The following is a 16836-nucleotide window of genomic DNA, read 5'->3' as shown; positions in this document are numbered from 1 at the left end:
GTGAGCGACCTCGCCGTCGAGACCACCGGCCTCACCAAGCGCTTCGGCCGGGTGCAGGCGGTCACCGACGTCGACCTGCGCGTCGCGGAGGGCGACCGCTACGGCTTCCTCGGCCCCAACGGGTCGGGCAAGACCACCACCGTGCGGATGCTCCTGGGCCTGGTGCTGCCCACGTCGGGTCGCGTCCGGGTGCTCGGCGGCCGCGTCCCCGGTGACGCCGCGCGCGTGCTGCCCCAGGTCGGCGCGATGGTCGAGGGCCCGGCGGCCATCGGGCACCTGTCCGGGCGGGCGAACCTGCGCCTGCTCGACGCCGCCGTCCCGACGCCCGGGGGGCGCCGCACCCGCCGCGCCCGCGTGGAGGCGGCGCTCGAGGCCGTGGGCCTGGCCCAGGTGGGCCGACGCCCCGTGCGGGCCTACTCCCTCGGCATGCGCCAGCGGCTCGGCATCGCGTCCGCGCTGGTCCGGCGCCCGCGGCTGCTGGTGCTCGACGAGCCCACGAACGGCCTCGACCCGCAGGGCATCGCCCTGGTGACCGACCTGCTGCTCCAGCTGTCGGCGCAGGGCACCACGCTGCTCGTGTCCAGCCACCTGCTGTCCGAGGTCGAGCACCTGTGCACGCGCGTCGGCGTCATGGACCGGGGCCACCTCGTGGTCCAGGACGACGTCGACGCGCTGCGCGCCCCCACCGGACGCCTGGTCGTGACCCTCTCCGGTGCTGAGACCGGTACTGCCGAGCGCGTGCTCGGGAGGCGGCTGCTCGAGCCGCCGTGCGGGCGGAGCCTCGTGGTCGCCGACGAGGGCGACGTGGTGGGTGACCTGGTGCGCGGCGGCCTCGCGGTCCGGGAGGCCGTGGTGGAGCGCCGCACGCTGACCGACGTCGTCCTGGCGCGGACCACCGCGGTCGGCGAGGGCGCGGGGGTGGCGCGGTGAAGCTGGCGGCGCTGACCTGGGTGGAGCTGCGCAAGCTCGCCCTGCGGCCGCGGACCTGGGTCTCGGTGGCGCTGCTGTGCGCCCTGCCCGTGGTGGTCGCGGCGTTCCTGGCGACCAGCGAGCTGGCGCCCCGGCCCGGGCAGGGGCCGGCGTTCCTGTCGGCGGTGCTCGGCAACGGCCAGCTCTACCCGGCGGCGGCGCTGGGCATCGTCGTGCCGATCTTCCTGCCGGTGGCGGTCTGCGTGGTCGCCGGCGACGCCGTGGCGGGGGAGGCCCAGGCCGGCACCCTGCGCTACCTGCTCGTGCGGCCCGTCGGTCGGACCCGGCTGCTGGTGGCCAAGCTCTTCGCGGTGCTCGCGTTCACGTTCGGCGCCGTCATCGCCGTCGCCCTGGTGTCGCTCGTGGCCGGCACCCAGCTGCTCGGGACCCGCCCCGACGCGCTCGGCACCACCACGGCGTCGCTGTCGGGGACGGCCCTGTCGACGCAGGAGCTCCTGGTCCGCACGCTGCTGGTGATGGCCTACGTCTCGGTCTCGATGATCGGGGTGGCGGCGCTGGCGCTGCTGCTGTCGACGCTCGTCGACTCACCCCTGGTCGCCGCCCTCGGCGGGCTGGCGCTGCTCGTGGCGAGCACGGTGCTGGTGGGGCTCGACGCCGCCTCCGCCGTCCACGACCTGCTGCCCACCCGCTACTGGCTGGCCTGGGTCGACCTCTTCCGCGACCCGGTCCTCTGGACCGACGTGCAGCGCGGCGTGCTCGTGCAGCTCGCCTGGGCGGGGGTGCTCCTGGCCGCGGCTTGGGCCTCGTTCACCACCCGCGACGTCACCAGCTGAGGCTGACCCGGCGCAGAGCCGCAAGGTCGTCACCGTCCTGGCCCGGCGCCCCCTCCTCCGCGACGATCACGCACCTGAGCGCCACTACCCGGCGAGCAGGGCCCGTCCGCGGGCGGTGAGCTCCGCGCAGGAGGACGACGGCGGCGCCGCCTCCAGCACGGGGCCGTCCAGCGCCGCGTCGACCAGCCCCACGGGGAGCGGGTCGGTGACGAGGCCGCCGTGGTCGACGGCCGCGCCGGGGCACACCTGCTGCAGCTCGACGTCGACCGCGCCGCGCAGCGACGAGGCGTCGGCCGGGGGCACCACCACCTGGTCGCTGCTCGACCAGGCGCTGGTCCACGCGACGCCGTCGTCGGCGCCCGGCACCTGCGGCAGGGAGGTGAGCAGGTCGCTGCCGGGCTCCAGCTGCTGGCAGGCGAGGGGGCAGTCCTGCGGGGCGTTCACCGCGGCGAAGCTGGCGAGGTCGGTGCCCTGGTGGGGAGAGCCGAGGGTCACCACGCGGCGCACCGGCTCGTCGGCGCCCTCGCCCGCGAGCCACAGCCGGACCACCACGCCACCCGCCGAGTACCCGACCACGTCGACGGACGGTGCGCCGTCGTCCAGCGCCTCCTGGGCCGCCTGCTGCAGGGGGGCCACCTGGTCGGCGAGGTCGCCCGTGCCGTCGCCCGCGGCCCGGACCACGCGCACCTGCCGCCCCGCCGCCTCCAGCGCCCCGGCCAGCACCTGCAGCCCGCCGGTGCCCCCGCCGTAGCCCGGCACGAGGAGCACCGCCCCCTGCGCGGACTGGTCGACCGCAGCCCGCGAGCCCTGGCCCGTGGCGCCGGTCACACCACCGCCCCCCGCCGGCCGCACGAGCACGACGACGGCGACCACCGCCGCGACCACCGCGAGCGCGAGCAGGACGATCGCCAGCCGGCGCCGGGGTGCCACGCAGCGAGCGTGCAGCACCCCGGGATCTTCTGCGACAGTGGATGCACCGCCCGCACCACCCGCCCCAGACCCGGAGGCCCTCTCCCGTCATGCTCGAAGCGTTCATCGACCTGTTCAACGGCAACGACGCCGCAGCGACCGCTCCTCTCACCGGGACCCAGGCCCTGCAGCTCGTCGCCGTGGCGGCGGGTGCGGCGGTGGGCGCGCTGGTGGTGGGGATGGTCGTCCACGCCGTCGTCCTGCGGATCGGCCGGACGTCCGTGGTGGCCCGGACCCTGGCGAACCGGCTCAAGGGCCCGTTCCGCTGGATCCTCGTGACGCTGGCCGTCCAGCAGGTGTTCGTCAGGTCGACCGGCAACGACGCCTGGCTCGGCGTCGTGCGCAGCACCCTGCTGCTGGCGCTGATCGCGTGCATCGGCTGGCTGCTGGCCAAGGCGGTGCTGGTCGCCGAGGACCTGCTCCTCGAGAAGTACCGCATCGACGTGGCCGACAACCGCCACGCCCGCCGCGTGCGCACCCAGATCATCTTCCTGCGCCGCATCGCGCTGCTCGTCATCGCGCTGCTGACCGCCGGCGCGATGCTGTGGACCTTCCCCGAGGCCCGCGTGGTCGGCACCGGCATCTTCGCCTCCGCCGGCCTGCTGTCCGTGGTCGCCGGCCTGGCCGCGCAGAGCTCGCTGAGCAACGTCTTCGCCGGGCTGCAGCTCGCCTTCACCGACGCGCTGCGCGTCGACGACGTCGTGGTGGTCGACGGCCTCTGGGGCCGCATCGAGGAGATCACCCTCACCTACGTGGTGGTCCACGTCTGGGACGACCGCCGCTACGTGCTGCCCTCGACGTACTTCACCTCGACGCCGTTCGAGCACTGGACCCGCAAGGACTCCCAGATCCTCGGCGTGGTGATGCTCGAGGTCGACTGGCACACCGACTTCGACGCCATGCGCACCGAGCTGCACCGCGTGGTCGAGGCCGACGAGCTGTGGGACCGCCGCGTCGTCGTGCTGCAGGTCACCGACGCCGTCGACAGCTTCGTGCAGGTCCGCATCCTCGTCTCCGCGCAGGACGGGCCCACGATCTTCGACCTGCGCTGCCACGTCCGCGAGGCGATGGTGCGCTGGCTGGTCTCGGCCAACCCGAGGGGCTGCCGCGACTGCGCGTCGCCGGGCTGTCCGGCGCCGCCGAGGAGGCCCTGCCCCGGGCCGCGCGCGTCGAGCCCGTGCCCGAGCCCTCCGGCCACGACCCCCGGAGGACCTCCCAGCCCCCGCGCCGGGCCACCGGCGAGGCCACCGCGGCGACCACGGTGCTCCCGCCCGTCGCGCCGTCGGCGCCGGCGGTGCCCGAGCGCCGCGACGACTCCCTCTTCACCGGCAGCATGGACGCCCTCGAGCGCTCCCGGGCGTTCGCCGGGCCCAGCGAGGCCGAGCAGGCCGACAGGGTCGAGCGGATGCTCCGCGACGAGCAGGAGCGGGTGGAGTCCGAGCTGCGCGCCGTCGCCGAGCGGGAGCGCCGGCAGCAGGAGGACGTCGAGACGCGGACCTCGGTGTTCCCCGCCGTCCCCGACCGCCGCTGACCCCGTGATCATGGGCGTCCGCCACCCCCGGAGGTGACGCCGGACGGGGCAGAGGTCCGCCTGGGGACCCTCTAGGGCCTCGCGGGCCGGGTTCTGCCCGTCCGACGTCACGCAGCGCCAGGCTTGTGCCAGCGGGGTCTGTCCTGCTGAGCTCGTCCCGTCCGCCGGATGAGGACGACGGCGCGGCGCCGCGTGCAACGCCAGCTGCTGCGGCAGCGTCTTCACCGGTGAGCGCCGCCACCGGGCGGCCTGAGCACGGGGGGTGCGGCGTGGAGCGGTCCAGGGCAGGGGCGTTCGGGCTGTCAGCGGTGGCAGTGGTGGCGGCGGTGGCTCTTGGCGGGTGCGGGAACGGCGCACCGCCCGCAGCGGCGGACCCGACGGCCAGCGCGTCCCCCGCCGCGCCGGCCGAGCAGGCGGCGCCCACGTGGCCCGACCCGGCCCTCACGACGGTCACGACCCCGAAGGGCGTCCGCGAGCCCGTGGGCCCCGTCGACGTGGTCCTGCAGCCCGAGGTGGAGTGGTTCGCCGGTGAGGAGGGCATCTCCCTGGAGGAGGCCGCCGCCGAGCTGCAGGACCAGCAGGTCTTCAGCGCCTGGGCCGAGCGCGCCCAGGCGGCGGCGGGCGACCGCTACTCGGCCCTGGCCTGGGGCGACCCGGAGGACGACACCGTCCCGCCGTGGGTCGGCTACACCGGGACGGAGCTTCCGGACGGACTGCTGGCGCTCGCAGAGGAGCTGCCCTTCCCCGTCGAGCTGCGCGGTGGCGCGGTGCTGAGCGACGCCGAGCGCGAGCGCGTCCTGTCGGTCGGGATCGACGCCTTCAGCGCCGATGTCGGCGACCGCGCCTTCAGCGGTGGCGGGCTGGACGCCCCGACGGGCGTGCTCTCCATCGACTACATCCCCGACGGTGCGAGGAAGCGCGCCGACGACGCCACCGCGGCGCTCGTGGTCGACGCGATGGTCGAGGCCCTCGGACGCCGCGCACCGCTCGCCGTCGAGTTCCACTCCGACGACCGCGACCCGGAGACCACGAACCCCGCCACGTGGTTCCTCCCCGCCGGCTTCGTGCCGGATCCCGCGGCCACGAGCGTGGAGGTGCTGGTCGACGAGGAGGGGTGCACCACCGGCCAGGGGGCCGTGGACAACACGGCGCCCCCGCAGGTCGAGGTGACGGACGCGCAGGTCCGCATCGCCGTGTCCACGTACATCCGCAAGGGCGCCCAGGGCTGCCCCGGCCACCCCCTGGCACCGCTGGTCGTGGAGCTCGGTCAGCCGCTGGGCGACCGGACGCTGGTGGACGTCAACGGCGCGCTCGGGGGCGGCGGCACCCCCTTCGGCGGGAACGAGGTCGTGCCCGCGGCGGGCTGATCCGACGAGGCGTCAGCTGGTGCTGCGCCGGCCCGCCCGCGCGGCGAACGCGTCCAGCGCCGCCAGCACCTCGTCGGCCTGCCACAGCCGACCCCGGTCGCGGCCCGTCGTCTCGCGCACCACGCCCGCCTCCACCAGCGGCGCCAGCGGGCGGGCGGCGTTGGCGGAGGAGAGGCCGAGCTCGCGGGCGATGGTCGGGCTGTCGACCACCGGCTGGCGCAGCAGGAGGTCGGCCAGGCGCCACGCGGCGGAGTCGCGACGTGCCACCACCACGTCGTCCCACCGCGCCCGTGCCGCGCGCAGCTCCACCGCCAGCCGCCGTCCGTTGACGACGGCGGCCAGCGCCCCGTGCGCGAGCTCCTCGACGATCGGGTCGACCTCGCCGGTGCGGTACGCGGTCAGGGCGTCGAAGTACCCGCCGACGTCGGTGAGCAGCCCGGCCGAGACCGGCACGGTCACCCGCCGGGCCAGCCCGCGGCGGCGCAGCAGCGCGTGCACCAGCGCCCGCCCGGTGCGGCCGTTGCCGTCGGCGAAGGGGTGGACGGTCTCGAACTGGGCGTGCGCCAGCGCCGCGTGCACCAGCACCTGGAGGTCGCCCCGAGCGCTGAACGCGACCAGGTCGTCGATGAGACCGGGCACGTCGTCGTGGTGCGGCGGCACGAACTCCGCGCCGTGCGGCCCGTACGTGTCACCGCCGATCCACACCTGCTCCGTGCGCCACCGCCCCGCGATGGACGGCGCGCTCGCCTCCAGCAGCGCCCGCTGCATCGCCAGCAGGGCCTCGGGCGTGAGGTCGTCGGCGAGGGCGAGCGCCGCCTGCATCGACCTGACGTTCCCCAGCACCAGCTCCGCGTTGCGGGTGGCACCTCCGCCCAGCTCGGCCACGGCGATCGCCCGCGCCCCCGACGTGAGCCCCTCGATCTGCGACGACGACGCCGACTCGCTGCGCAGCAGCAGGAACGGCAGCGGGCCCGGCCCACCACCGTCCCCGTCGACCCCGGCGAGGGTCACCGCCTGCTCGGCGTCGAAGCGCGCGACCTCGGCAGCAGCCTCCTCCGCCAGCGCTGACGCGACCGCCGACACCCTCGGCGAGGCACTGGCGATGGAGGGCACGACCGAGGCGGCGTAGGGCCCGCGGTGGCGCTCGCGGACCGACCGCGGCACGAGGTCGGGCGGCAGCCTCGGGGTCCAGGGCACCTCGCGGCTACCCAGCGCCGGCCACGACGCGCTTCGGGAATCTGAAGGCACCCAGTGACGCTACCTTCACTCAGCCCCCTAAGTGAAGGTAAGAACACGCGGGACCATCACTTCTGCGGTCCGCGAACCCCTCAGCCGAAGTGCTCACCCGGCCGCGGCGGCACCCTGTCGTGGGCCGCGGCGTCGTCCAGCCCCGCGACCATGAGCAGGTCGACCGTCGCCGAGCGCACCTGCGCCAGCACCACGTCGGCGGACAGCGACGAGCGCGGCACCAGCGTCGAGGCCAGCCCGACGGCGGCGAGGGCGTCGACGGCGTCGTCGAGCCGGCGACCGGAGCCGAGGTCCTCGGCGAGGTGCAGGGTGGCGCTGGCGAGCTCGTCGACCAGCCCGAGGAGCTCCTCGGGGACCACCTCGCTGCGGTCGGTGGCCACGGACAGCCGCCGCGAGAGCACCCGCACGTTGCGCACCGCGCGGTCCAGCGGCACGGCCAGCGCGCTCACCGCCCGCGCCTGCGCGGCGTGGTGCCCCCGGAACGGCGCGAGCCGGGCCACGTCGACGCCCTCGCTGGCCGCGGCGCGCAGTAGGTCCAGGCGGCTCTGGGTGCCGCGGGCGTGCGCGAGGGCGTCGTGGCCGCGCTCGACGTCACCGTCCTTCGCGGCGGACGACGCCTCCAGGAGCAGGTCCGCGACGGTCTCGAGCACCTCGCGGGCCAGCACCACCGGCCGCCGCAGCTGCTGACGCGGCACGAGGGTCGCCAGCACCAGGGCGACCGCTCCGCCGGTGGCGGCGTCGGACCAGCGGCCGATGATCGCGCCGGTGGAGGTCTGCGCGTAGAGCGTGACGAAGACGCCCTGGATGGCGATCTGGTTGATCATCAGCGTGCCGGCGCGCAGCAGGATCGCCACCGACATGCCCAGCCCCACCACCAGCGCGATCTGCCAGGCGCCGGTGCCGAAGGCGCGCACCAGCAGGTCGCCCACCAGGACGCCGATCGCGACGCCGACGACCACCTCGCCCACGCGCCGCAGCCGCTGCCCGTAGGAGATGCCCAGCCCCAGCACCGCTGCGATCGGCGCGAAGATCGGCTGCTCGTGGCCCAGCACGTGCCGCGCGACCAGGTAGGCGATGCCGGCGCCGGTGGCGCACAGCACGACGTGCGGTGCGTGCGCCCGCAGCCGGTCGGCGCGCGCCCGCAGCTCCAACCGGCTCACGGGCACCATCCTGCCGGTCGGCCGGCGTGGACCGTCGGCGGTCAGGTGCGGAGCACGAGGTCGGCGCGCCCGCGCGTCCCCTCGGCGGCGAAGAGCACCCGCTCCTGCGCCGCCCAGCGCTCCCAGTGCGGGCGGTACGCCTCGCCGTCGCGCTCGATGCCGCGCCGCATGCGCTCGTCGTCGTCGGCCTCCACCCAGACCAGGGCCGCCAGGTGTGGGGCGCAGGGCCGCGACCCGCACCCCACCCCCTCGAGGACGACGACGTCGGCCGCCTCCACCGGCACCTGCTCCGCCCACGCGTGCGCGACCCAGTCCCACCGCCGGAACGCCGCCGGCGCTCCGGCGCTGAGCGGCTCGAGCACCTGGGTGGTGACCAGCCCGACGGCGTCGGCGAGGCCGTCCCACCCCGGGTAGAGGTCGTCCATGTGCACCTCGGTGGTGCTGGCGCCGCGCTCCCGCAGCGTCCGCGGCGACGGCGCCGGCGAGGGTGGTCTTGCCCGAGCCGCTGGGTCCGTCGACGGCGACCACGCGGACCCCGCTCGGACCCGCCGGACGGCTCAGCACGAGGTCGGCGGTGTCGTCGGCGGGGTGCGGCACCCGGTGAACGCTAGCCACCCCCACCACCCCCGCCGTGATCACGGGACTCCGGAGCACCTTCCCTCGTGATCATGGGCTTCCGGAACAGGTGCTTCGAGCACCGTTCCGGAAGCCCGTGATCACGGACGGGGAGGAGGGGTGAGGCGTGCCGGAGCGGTGCGCCCGGGCGCCTAGGCTGGGCCGACGTGAGCCTGGCCGTGCGCGTGATCCCCTGCCTCGACGTCGACGCGGGGCGCGTCGTCAAGGGCGTGAACTTCGCGAGCTGCGCGACGCCGGCGACCCCGTCGAGCTCGCCGCCCGCTACGACGGGCAGGGCGCCGACGAGCTGGTCTTCCTCGACGTCACCGCGTCCTCCGGCGACCGCGAGACCACCTACGACGTCGTCCGCCGCACCGCGGAGCAGGTGTTCATCCCCCTGACGGTCGGCGGCGGGGTCCGCACCACCGACGACGTCGACAGGCTGCTGCGCGCCGGCGCCGACAAGGTCGGGGTCAACACCGCGGCGATCGCCCGCCAGAGCTGGTCCGCGAGATCGCCGAGCGCTTCGGCAACCAGGTGCTCGTGGTCTCCCTCGACGCGCGGCGCACGCCCGGGGGCGAGCAGCCCACGCCGTCCGGCTACGAGGTCACCACGCACGGCGGTCGCCGCGGCACCGGGATCGACGCCGTCGAGTGGGCCGAGCGCGTGGCCGAGCTGGGTGCGGGCGAGCTGCTGCTCAACTCCATGGACGCCGACGGCACCAAGGCCGGGTTCGACCTGGACATGCTGGCCGCGGTGCGCGCCAGGGTCGCGGTGCCCGTCATCGCCAGCGGCGGGGCGGGCGCCGTCGAGCACTTCGCCCCCGCGGTGGCCGCCGGGGCCGACGCCGTGCTCGCCGCCAGCGTCTTCCACTTCGGCCAGATGACCGTCGGCGACGTCAAGGCCTCCCTCGCCGCCGCCGGACACCCCGTCCGCTAGGGCGTCACATCCCCAGCGGCACCCCGGAGAACGCCGCGACGGCGTCGTCGTCCCCCGTGACCTCGACGACCGCCGCGCCCCGCCGTCCGGTGGCGTGCAGCACCAGCTCCTCGACCTGCCCGGTGACGACGACGGACCGCTCCCGGCGCACCGCCACCACCCGGGGCCCGGCGGGCACCACGAGCACCACCCCGACCGGCGAGCGGCGGTAGGCGAGCTTCGCGGTGCGGCGCAGCGCGCTCCACAGGGCCTCGCGCTGGCCGGGGCGCAGCTCCTCGTGGGAGGCGGGGTCGGCCGGGTCCCACGCCGGGTCGGCGCGGCGCACGTCCTGGCCGTGCACGTAGAACTCCAGCCCGTTGGCGAGCGCCTCGACCTGCGGGACGGCGAACGGGGTCCAGCGCGGCGGGCCGGTGCGGAAGCGCTGGACCAGCTCGGCGAACGGCAGCGCCTCCAGCTGCTCCTCCACGCGCCGCCCGTGCGCCGCCGCCCGCGTCAGCCGCGGCACGCGGGCGCCCAGCTCGCGGGCGACGAACGCGTCGGGGCGCCCCTCCCGGACCAGCAGGTGGACGGCGAGGTCGCGGGCGTCCCAGCCCGCGCACAGGGTGGGGGCGTCGGGGCCGGCCTGGTCGAGGAGGTCCGCGAGCCGCGCGCGGTCGGGGCTGGTCATGGGCCCATCCTGGCGCGGCCCCCCGACAGCGTCGCGCCGGCAGCGCGAGCTCCCGCCGAGCCCCCGTCCGTGCGCAGGTGGCGGGCGGCTGTCGGTGCTCCGTGTTTCGATACATCGAGTGATGTCCCGGTGAGCCAGCCAGACCCCAGACGCACTGCCAGCACCCCAGCCGCTCCCCGGGTGCAGCGGGGCACGTTCCTGCGCGGCATGCGCGTCCTGGCCCGCGGCGCCCGCGAGGAGCCGCGCCTGTTCGCGTGGGCCGTGGTCGGCAGCGTGGTCTACGGCGCGGGCACCGCCGGCAGCGGCTGGCTGGTCGGCCGGGTCACGCAGGACGTCGTGGTCCCCGCCCTCTCCGGCGACGCGGGCGTGACCACCGGAGACGTCTGGCTCGCGGGCGCCGCGCTGCTGGCGGTCGGCGTCGTCACCGTCGGCGGGGTGCTCCTGCGCCGCATCGCCGCCGGCGCCACCATGTACGCCCTCCAGGCGCGCTACCGCCGGGCGCTCGCCCGCCGCTACCTCGACCTCCCGCTCGCGTGGCACCACTCCCACCCCGCGGGCCGCCTGCTGGCCACCGCCGCGTCCGACGTCGAGGCCACCTGGCAGGCGATGGCGATCCTGCCGTTCGCCCTCGGCGTCGTCGTGCTCATCGGCATCGCGGGCGTGGCGATGGTCGCGGCCGACCCGGTGCTCGGGGGCATCGGGCTGCTCGTCGTCCCCGCGCTCGTCGTCGTCAACGCCCTGTACTCGCGGCGGATGTCGCCGCGGGTCCGGCGCGTCCAGCGCCTGCGCGGCGAGGTCTCGACCGTCGCCCACGAGAGCTTCGAGGGCGCGCTGGTGGTCAAGACCCTAGGCCTCGCCGGTGGCGAGGTCACCCGCTTCGCCCACGAGGCCGACCGCCTGCGCGACGCCAACGTCGCCGCCGGCCGCACGCGCGGCGCCTTCGACCCGGTCATCGAGGCGCTGCCGCAGCTGGGCACCCTGCTCGTCCTCGCGGTCGGTGCCGCCCGCACGGTCTCGGGAGACGCGGGCGTGGGCGACGTCGTGCAGGTCGCCTACATGCTGAGCCTGCTCGCCTTCCCGGTCCGCGCCATCGGGTGGACCCTCGCCGAGCTGCCCCGCACCGTCGCCGGCGACGCGCGGCTCCAGGCGGTCCTCACCGAGGACGCGACCACCCCCTGGGGCTCCCGCGCGGCGGGGGCGGGCCGCGCCCCGGCGAGGCCCCAGGGCCGCGGCGTCGGCTACCACCACCCCGCGCCCGTGCCCGACCCCACCGACGAGGACGACGACGGCGCGCCCCTCGCCGCCGTCGCTCCCGCCGAGGCTGGGCCGGCCAGGGCGCCCCGGCCCGTGCTGCGCGACGTCGACCTCGAGGTCACCGCCGGCACCACCACGGCCGTCGTCGGGGGCACCGGCTCGGGCAAGTCGACGCTGGCGGGGCTGCTGGTGCGCCTGGTCGACCCGACCACCGGCACCGTGCTGCTCGACGGCGTCGACGTCCGCGAGCTGGCCGAGGGCGAGCTCGCCGGCGTCGCCGCCCTGGTGCCGCAGTCCACGTTCGTCTTCGACGACACCGTCCGCGGCAACGTGGCCCTCGGCCTCGACGCCGACGACGTGCCCGCCGCGCGCCGGACGACCGACGACGACGTGTGGGCGGCCCTGCGGCTGGCCCAGGCCGACGGCTTCGTCGCCGCGCTGCCCGACGGCCTCGACACCCGCGTGGGGGAGCGCGGCGCGTCGCTGTCCGGCGGCCAGCGCCAGCGGCTCGCGCTCGCCAGGGCCCTGGTCCGCCGTCCCCGGCTGCTGGTCCTCGACGACGCGACCTCCGCCCTCGACCCGGCCGTCGAGCGCGCCGTGCTCGACGGCCTCGGCGCCCAGGGGCTCGGCACCACGGTCGTCGTCGTCGCCTCGCGCCCGGCGACCATCGCCCTGGCCGACGAGGTGGTCCACCTCGAGCACGGCCGCGTCGTCGACCGCGGCACGGCGGCGGATCTCACCGAGCGCGACGAGGGGTACCGCGAGCTGGTGACGGCCTACGCCCGCGCCGCCCGCGAGCGGGCCGCCGCGACCGCCGAGGAGGCCCGCGCATGAGCGCCGCCGCGTCCGCCCCGGCTGCTCCGGCAGCGCCGGCGAAGCCGCAGGGGGTCGTCGCGCGTGCCCGCGAGCTGGCCCCGGAGGTCGCCCGCGGCCTGCGGATGACGCTGGTCCTGGCCAGCATCACCACGCTGGGCCGCATCGTCGTGCCCGTCGCCGTGCAGCAGACCATCGACACCGGCATCCGCGGTCCGGGCGGACCGGACGTCACCCGCGTCGAGCTCATCGTCGGGGCCGCGGCCCTCGTCGTCCTCGTCACCGCCGGCACGTCGTGGCTGGTGAACTACCGGTTGTTCCGCGCCACGGAGGCCGGGCTCGCGAGCCTGCGGACCCGGGCGTTCGCGCACGTGCACCGCCTCGCGGTCCTCACGCAGGGCGCCGAGCGGCGCGGGTCGCTGGTCAGCCGCGTCACCAGCGACGTCGACACCATCTCCACGTTCCTGCAGACCGGCATGGTCGTGCTGGTGCTCGCCGTCGGCCAGCTGGTGCTGGCGACCGTGCTGATGTTCGTCTACTCCTGGCAGCTCGCGCTGCTCGTGCTGGCCTGCTTCGTGCCGGTGATCCTCTTCCGCCACCGCCTGCAGCGGCCGGTGGCGCGGGCCTACCAGGCAGTCCGCCTGCGCATGGGCGAGCTCCTCGGCTCCGTCTCGGAGACGGTCGTGGGCGCTGACGTCATCCGCGCGCACGCCGCGTCGGCGCGCACCTGGCGCGCGGTCGACGCCGCCGTGGAGGCCCACCGCGAGCAGGCGGTGAAGGCACAGGTGGCCACGGCGGCCACCTTCTCCGTCGGCGTCTTCGTCTCCGGTCTGGTGCTGGCGCTCGTGGTGGTCGCCGGGACGCTGCTGGGCGTCGACGGCGACATCACCCTCGGCCGGATGCTCGCCTTCCTCTTCATCATCGGGCTGTTCGTCATGCCGGTGCAGGCCGCCACCGAGGTGCTCAACGAGCTGCAGAACGCCCTCGCCGGGTGGCACCGGGTGGTCGAGCTCATCGACACCCCCGTCGTCGTTCCCGACCCCGCCGAGCGCGACGCGCTCGACCTGCCCCGGGGCCGGTCGAGGTGCGCCTCGAGGACGTCGGCTACACCTACCCCGGCACCGCGAAGCAGGTGCTCCGAGGCGTCGACCTGCACTTCCCCGCGGGCAGCCGCATCGCCGTGGTGGGCGAGACCGGCTCGGGCAAGACCACGCTGGCCCGCCTGGTGACGCGCCTGGTCGACCCCGACGCCGGCCGCGTGCTGCTCTCCGGCGTCGACGCGCGCCGCATCCGCGAGGCCGCGCTGCACCGCCGCGTGGTGACCGTGCCGCAGGAGGGGTTCCTCTTCGACACCACCGTCGGCGAGAACGTGCGGATGGGGCGCCCGGCGCCACCGACGACGACGCGGCCGCCGCCCTGCGCGAGCTGGGCCTCGGGGCGTGGCTCGACGACCTGCCCGACGGCCTCGCGACCGCCGTCGGGCAGCGCGGTGAGCGCCTCAGCGCGGGGGAGCGCCAGCTCGTGGCGCTGGCGCGCGCCCACCTCGCCGACCCCGACCTGCTGGTGCTCGACGAGGCGACGTCGTCGGTCGACCCGGCCACGGAGGTGCGGCTGCAGAGGGCGCTGGAGCAGGTCCTGAGCGGGCGGACCTCGGTCGCGATCGCACACCGCCTGTCGACGGCGGAGGCGGCCGACGTCGTCGTCGTGGTCGACGCCGGTCGTGTGGTGGAGGTCGGTCCCGCTGCGGAGCTGGCCGACGCCGGCGGCCCGTACTCACGGCTCCACCGCGCCTGGACCGCCCAGCACGTCTGAGCCGTCCCGGAACCGCAGTCGAGCGCCTCGTTGCGGTTCCTGGGGGCCTTGGAACCGCAGTCGAGCGCCTCGTTGCGGTTCCTGGGGGCCTTGGAAACCGCAGTCGAGCGCCTGGTTGCGGTTCCTGGGGGCCTTGGGATCGCAGTCGAGCGCTTGGTTGCGGTTCCTGGGGGCGTTGGGATCGCAGTCGAGCGCTTGGTTGCGGTTCCTGGGGGCGTTGGGATCGCAGTCGAGCGCTTGGTTGCGGTTCCTGGGGGCGTTGGGATCGCAGTCGAGCGCCTGGTTGCGGTTCCTGGGTGCGTTGGAACCGCAGTCGAGCGCTCGGTTGCGGTTCCGGGAGGTGCTCCGGACGCACCGCGGACCGCACCCTCCGCGGAGGGTGCGGTCCCACGGGCCGGAGGCGGTGGCTGTCAGGCCGGGCGCTGGTACGGCTGGCTCGCCGCGGTCAGCGCCGGGTCGGACGCGGCCACGCCGCTGAGCAGCTCGTCGATCTTCGTCATGACCTCGGCGGGCAGGCGCACCCCGGCGGCCTTGACGTTGTCGGTGACCTGCTCGGGCTTCGAGGCGCCGATGATCGCGGCGGCGACGTTGTCGTTCTGCAGCACCCAGGCGACGGCGAGCGCCGCCATCGACAGGCCCAGGTCGTTCGCGACGGGCTTGAGCTCCTGGACGGCGGCGAGCACGTCGTCGCGCATCCAGCGGGAGATCATCTGCGCGCCGCCCTTCTCGTCGGTGGCGCGGCTGCCCGCGGGCGGCTGCTGGCCCGGCAGGTACTTGCCGGTCAGCACGCCCTGCGCCACCGGCGAGAACACGATCTGCGACAGGCCCAGCTCGCGGGACGTCGGCACGACCTGGCCCTCGATCACGCGGTACAGCGCCGAGTACTGCGGCTGGTTCGACACGAGGCGGAAGCCCGCCTGCGTGGCGAGCGCCTGGCCGGCGCGGATCTGGTCGGCCGTCCACTCCGAGACGCCGATGTAGAGCGCCTTGCCGGCGGCGACGACGTCCGCGAACGCGGAGATGGTCTCCTCCAGCGGCGTCTCGTGGTCGTACCGGTGGGCCTGGTAGAGGTCGACGTAGTCCATGTCGAGCCGCTCGAGGCTGTTGTCGATGCCCTCGAGGACGTGCTTGCGCGACAGCCCGACGTCGTTCTTGCCGCCGGGGCCGACCGGCCAGTAGACCTTGGTGAAGACCTCCAGCGACTCGCGCCGCTCGCCCTTCAGCGCCGCGCCGAGGACCTCCTCGGCGGCGCCGTTCGCGTACACGTCCGCCGTGTCGAAGGTCGAGATCCCCGCGTCGAGCGCGGCGCGCACGCACCGGGTCGCGACGTCGTTCTCCACCTGCGAGCCGTGGGTCAGCCAGTTGCCGTAGGTGATCTCAGAGATCTTGAGACCGCTGCGTCCGAGCTTCCTGAACTCCATCACCCCATCCAACCGCGAACGCCGTGAGAGCGCTCACCCGGTCTGACATCAGAGCCGGGCGCGGGCCAGGGCGGTGGGCAGGGCGTCGAGCAGCGCGTCGACGTCGGCGTCGGTGGAGCTCCACCCGAGCGTGCAGCGCACGGAGCTGCGGGCGGCGCCGGCCGGGCCGCCGTCCAGGCCCATCGCCACGAGCACGTGCGACGCGTCGTCGCTGTCCGAGGAGCACGCCGACCCCGAGGAGCAGGCCACCCCCGCGAGGTCGAGCTCGGCGAGCACCACCTCGCCCGACAGCCCCGGCAGCACGAACGACGCGTGCCCCGGCAGGCGCTCCGGCCCCGGCGCCGCGCCGGTCAGCACCACTTCGACACCAGCTGCGGCACCTGCGGCCAGCACTCCCGCCACCAGCCGGTCGCGCAGCCCCGCCAGGCGCACCACCTCGCGCTCGCGCCGCGCCGCGGCTGCCGCCAGCGCCGTCGCCAGTCCCACCGCAGACGCGACGTCGACGGTCCCCGAGCGCCGTCCGCGCTCCTGCCCGCCGCCGAGGGCCAGCGGCTCCAGCGGCACCCCGGAGCGCACCGCGAGCAGCCCCGACCCCCGCAGCCCACCGAGCTTGTGCGCCGAGACGCTGACCGCCACGACACCCCCGGCCGCCGACCCCAGCGCCCACAGCTCGCGCAGGTCGAGCACCCCCGCGCTCTGGACGGCGTCGACGTGCAGCGCCACCCCGCGCTCCGCGCACAGCGCCGCCACCCCGCCAGACCCGTCAGCCCCGCCGGCCCTGCCAGCCCCGGCGATCGGCTGGATCGTGCCGACCTCGTTGTTCGCGTGCATGACGGACACCAGCGCGGTCCGCTCGGTCACGGCCCCGGCCAGGGCCCCGACGTCCACGCGCCCCGACCCGTCGACCCCGACGACGTCGACCCGCCACCCGCGGCGCTCCAGCTCGCGCGCCGGCTCCATGACCGCGGAGTGCTCCACCGCCGAGGTCACGAGGTGCCGGTCGCGCCCCCGAGCGGCGGCCAGCGCCGGGGCGATCCCCAGCACGGCGAGCCCGTCGGCCTCGGTGCCGCCGGAGGTGAGGACGACCTCCCCGGGCCGGCACCCGATCGCCGCGGCCGCCGTCGCGCGCGCACGCTCCAGCCCCTCGCGGGCCTGCTGCCCGGGCGTGTGCACCGACGCCGGGTTGGCCGTCACCTGCACGAGGTAGGGCCAGACCGCCTCCAGCACCTCCCGCGTGGGAGGGGAGGTGGCGGCGTGGTCGAGGTAGGAGCCCACCG

General features: G+C 75.9%; 12 protein-coding genes and 2 pseudogenes. 7 read left to right on the top strand and 7 right to left on the bottom strand.

Annotated elements, in window-relative coordinates; translation table 11 throughout:
- A complete protein-coding gene (locus F1641_RS18485) occupies nucleotides 1-930 on the top strand; it encodes an ABC transporter ATP-binding protein (protein ID WP_194907944.1) in 930 nt (309 codons plus the stop codon).
- Between the two features lie 11 nt (nucleotides 931-941).
- Complete coding sequence (locus F1641_RS18480; RefSeq protein WP_194908196.1) at nucleotides 942-1763, top strand: ABC transporter permease; 822 nt, start codon at nucleotides 942-944, stop codon at nucleotides 1761-1763.
- Nucleotides 1764-1847: 84 nt separating this feature from the next.
- Here F1641_RS18480 and F1641_RS18475 read toward each other — a convergent pair whose 3' ends face one another.
- Nucleotides 1848-2693, bottom strand: coding sequence for a triacylglycerol lipase (locus F1641_RS18475; protein ID WP_194907943.1), 846 nt, complete (start codon nucleotides 2691-2693; stop codon nucleotides 1848-1850).
- An 89-nt stretch (nucleotides 2694-2782) separates the two neighbouring features.
- Here F1641_RS18475 and F1641_RS18470 point away from each other — a divergent pair, with 89 nt between their 5' ends.
- Nucleotides 2783-4300, top strand: a complete 1518-nt coding sequence (locus tag F1641_RS18470; RefSeq protein WP_206691459.1) for a mechanosensitive ion channel family protein — start codon at nucleotides 2783-2785, stop codon at nucleotides 4298-4300.
- Between the two features lie 232 nt (nucleotides 4301-4532).
- Nucleotides 4533-5630, top strand: coding sequence for a hypothetical protein (locus tag F1641_RS18465; RefSeq protein ID WP_194907942.1), 1098 nt, complete (start codon nucleotides 4533-4535; stop codon nucleotides 5628-5630).
- 12 nt (nucleotides 5631-5642) lie between these two features.
- Here F1641_RS18465 and F1641_RS18460 read toward each other — a convergent pair whose 3' ends face one another.
- The 3 genes from F1641_RS18460 to F1641_RS18450 all read right to left on the bottom strand — a co-directional run bounded on the left by F1641_RS18460 (nucleotide 5643) and on the right by F1641_RS18450 (nucleotide 8463).
- Nucleotides 5643-6827, bottom strand: a complete 1185-nt coding sequence (locus F1641_RS18460; protein ID WP_206691458.1) for a Fic family protein — start codon at nucleotides 6825-6827, stop codon at nucleotides 5643-5645.
- 131 nt (nucleotides 6828-6958) lie between these two features.
- Nucleotides 6959-8038 carry an aromatic acid exporter family protein gene (locus tag F1641_RS18455; protein ID WP_194907940.1) on the bottom strand — a complete coding sequence of 360 codons (1080 nt, stop codon included), beginning with the start codon at nucleotides 8036-8038 and terminating at the stop codon, nucleotides 6959-6961.
- Between the two features lie 41 nt (nucleotides 8039-8079).
- Nucleotides 8080-8463, bottom strand: coding sequence for a hypothetical protein (locus tag F1641_RS18450; protein WP_194907938.1), 384 nt, complete (start codon nucleotides 8461-8463; stop codon nucleotides 8080-8082).
- Nucleotides 8464-8780: 317 nt separating this feature from the next.
- Between F1641_RS18450 and hisF the strand changes: the two are divergent.
- Nucleotides 8781-9592 (top strand): annotated as a pseudogene (hisF, locus tag F1641_RS24070) (imidazole glycerol phosphate synthase subunit HisF).
- Between the two features lie 4 nt (nucleotides 9593-9596).
- Here the strand turns inward: hisF and F1641_RS18440 are convergent.
- On the bottom strand, nucleotides 9597-10259 hold the full coding sequence (locus tag F1641_RS18440) for a TIGR03085 family metal-binding protein (RefSeq protein ID WP_194907937.1): 663 nt from the start codon (nucleotides 10257-10259) through the stop codon (nucleotides 9597-9599).
- 180 nt (nucleotides 10260-10439) lie between these two features.
- On the opposite strand from F1641_RS18440, the gene F1641_RS18435 reads away from it, so the two are divergent.
- Together F1641_RS18435 and F1641_RS18430 are read left to right on the top strand one after the other, a co-directional pair.
- On the top strand, nucleotides 10440-12347 hold the full coding sequence (locus F1641_RS18435; RefSeq protein ID WP_309225707.1) for an ABC transporter ATP-binding protein: 1908 nt from the start codon (nucleotides 10440-10442) through the stop codon (nucleotides 12345-12347).
- A pseudogene (locus F1641_RS18430) lies at nucleotides 12344-14138 on the top strand (ABC transporter ATP-binding protein). Before F1641_RS18435 ends, F1641_RS18430 begins: the two are co-directional and overlap by 4 nt.
- 410 nt (nucleotides 14139-14548) lie before the next feature.
- Here the strand turns inward: F1641_RS18430 and F1641_RS18425 are convergent.
- Together F1641_RS18425 and F1641_RS18420 are read right to left on the bottom strand one after the other, a co-directional pair.
- The gene (locus F1641_RS18425) at nucleotides 14549-15559 is read right to left on the bottom strand and encodes an aldo/keto reductase family protein (protein ID WP_194907936.1); all 1011 of its coding nucleotides are present in this window, start codon (nucleotides 15557-15559) and stop codon (nucleotides 14549-14551) included.
- A gap of 48 nt (nucleotides 15560-15607) precedes the next feature.
- On the bottom strand, nucleotides 15608-16834 hold the full coding sequence (locus F1641_RS18420; protein WP_194907935.1) for an aminotransferase class V-fold PLP-dependent enzyme: 1227 nt from the start codon (nucleotides 16832-16834) through the stop codon (nucleotides 15608-15610).
- Between the last annotated feature and the right edge of the window lie 2 nt (nucleotides 16835-16836).

It is taken from the genome of Quadrisphaera sp. INWT6 (genome assembly GCF_015390235.1).
Classification (GTDB): domain Bacteria; phylum Actinomycetota; class Actinomycetes; order Actinomycetales; family Quadrisphaeraceae; genus Quadrisphaera.
Note: the sequence above shows the minus strand (reverse complement) of the source record. Positions and strands in the feature narration are given on the sequence as shown.

Coding starts and splice junctions, on each gene's coding strand:
- F1641_RS18450 (WP_194907938.1), bottom strand. CDS start 8,463: ATGGACGACCTCTACCCGGGGTGGGACGGCCTCGCCGACGCCGTCGGG.
- F1641_RS18425 (WP_194907936.1), bottom strand. CDS start 15,559: ATGGAGTTCAGGAAGCTCGGACGCAGCGGTCTCAAGATCTCTGAGATC.
- F1641_RS18440 (WP_194907937.1), bottom strand. CDS start 10,259: ATGACCAGCCCCGACCGCGCGCGGCTCGCGGACCTCCTCGACCAGGCC.
- F1641_RS18470 (WP_206691459.1), top strand. CDS start 2,783: ATGCTCGAAGCGTTCATCGACCTGTTCAACGGCAACGACGCCGCAGCG.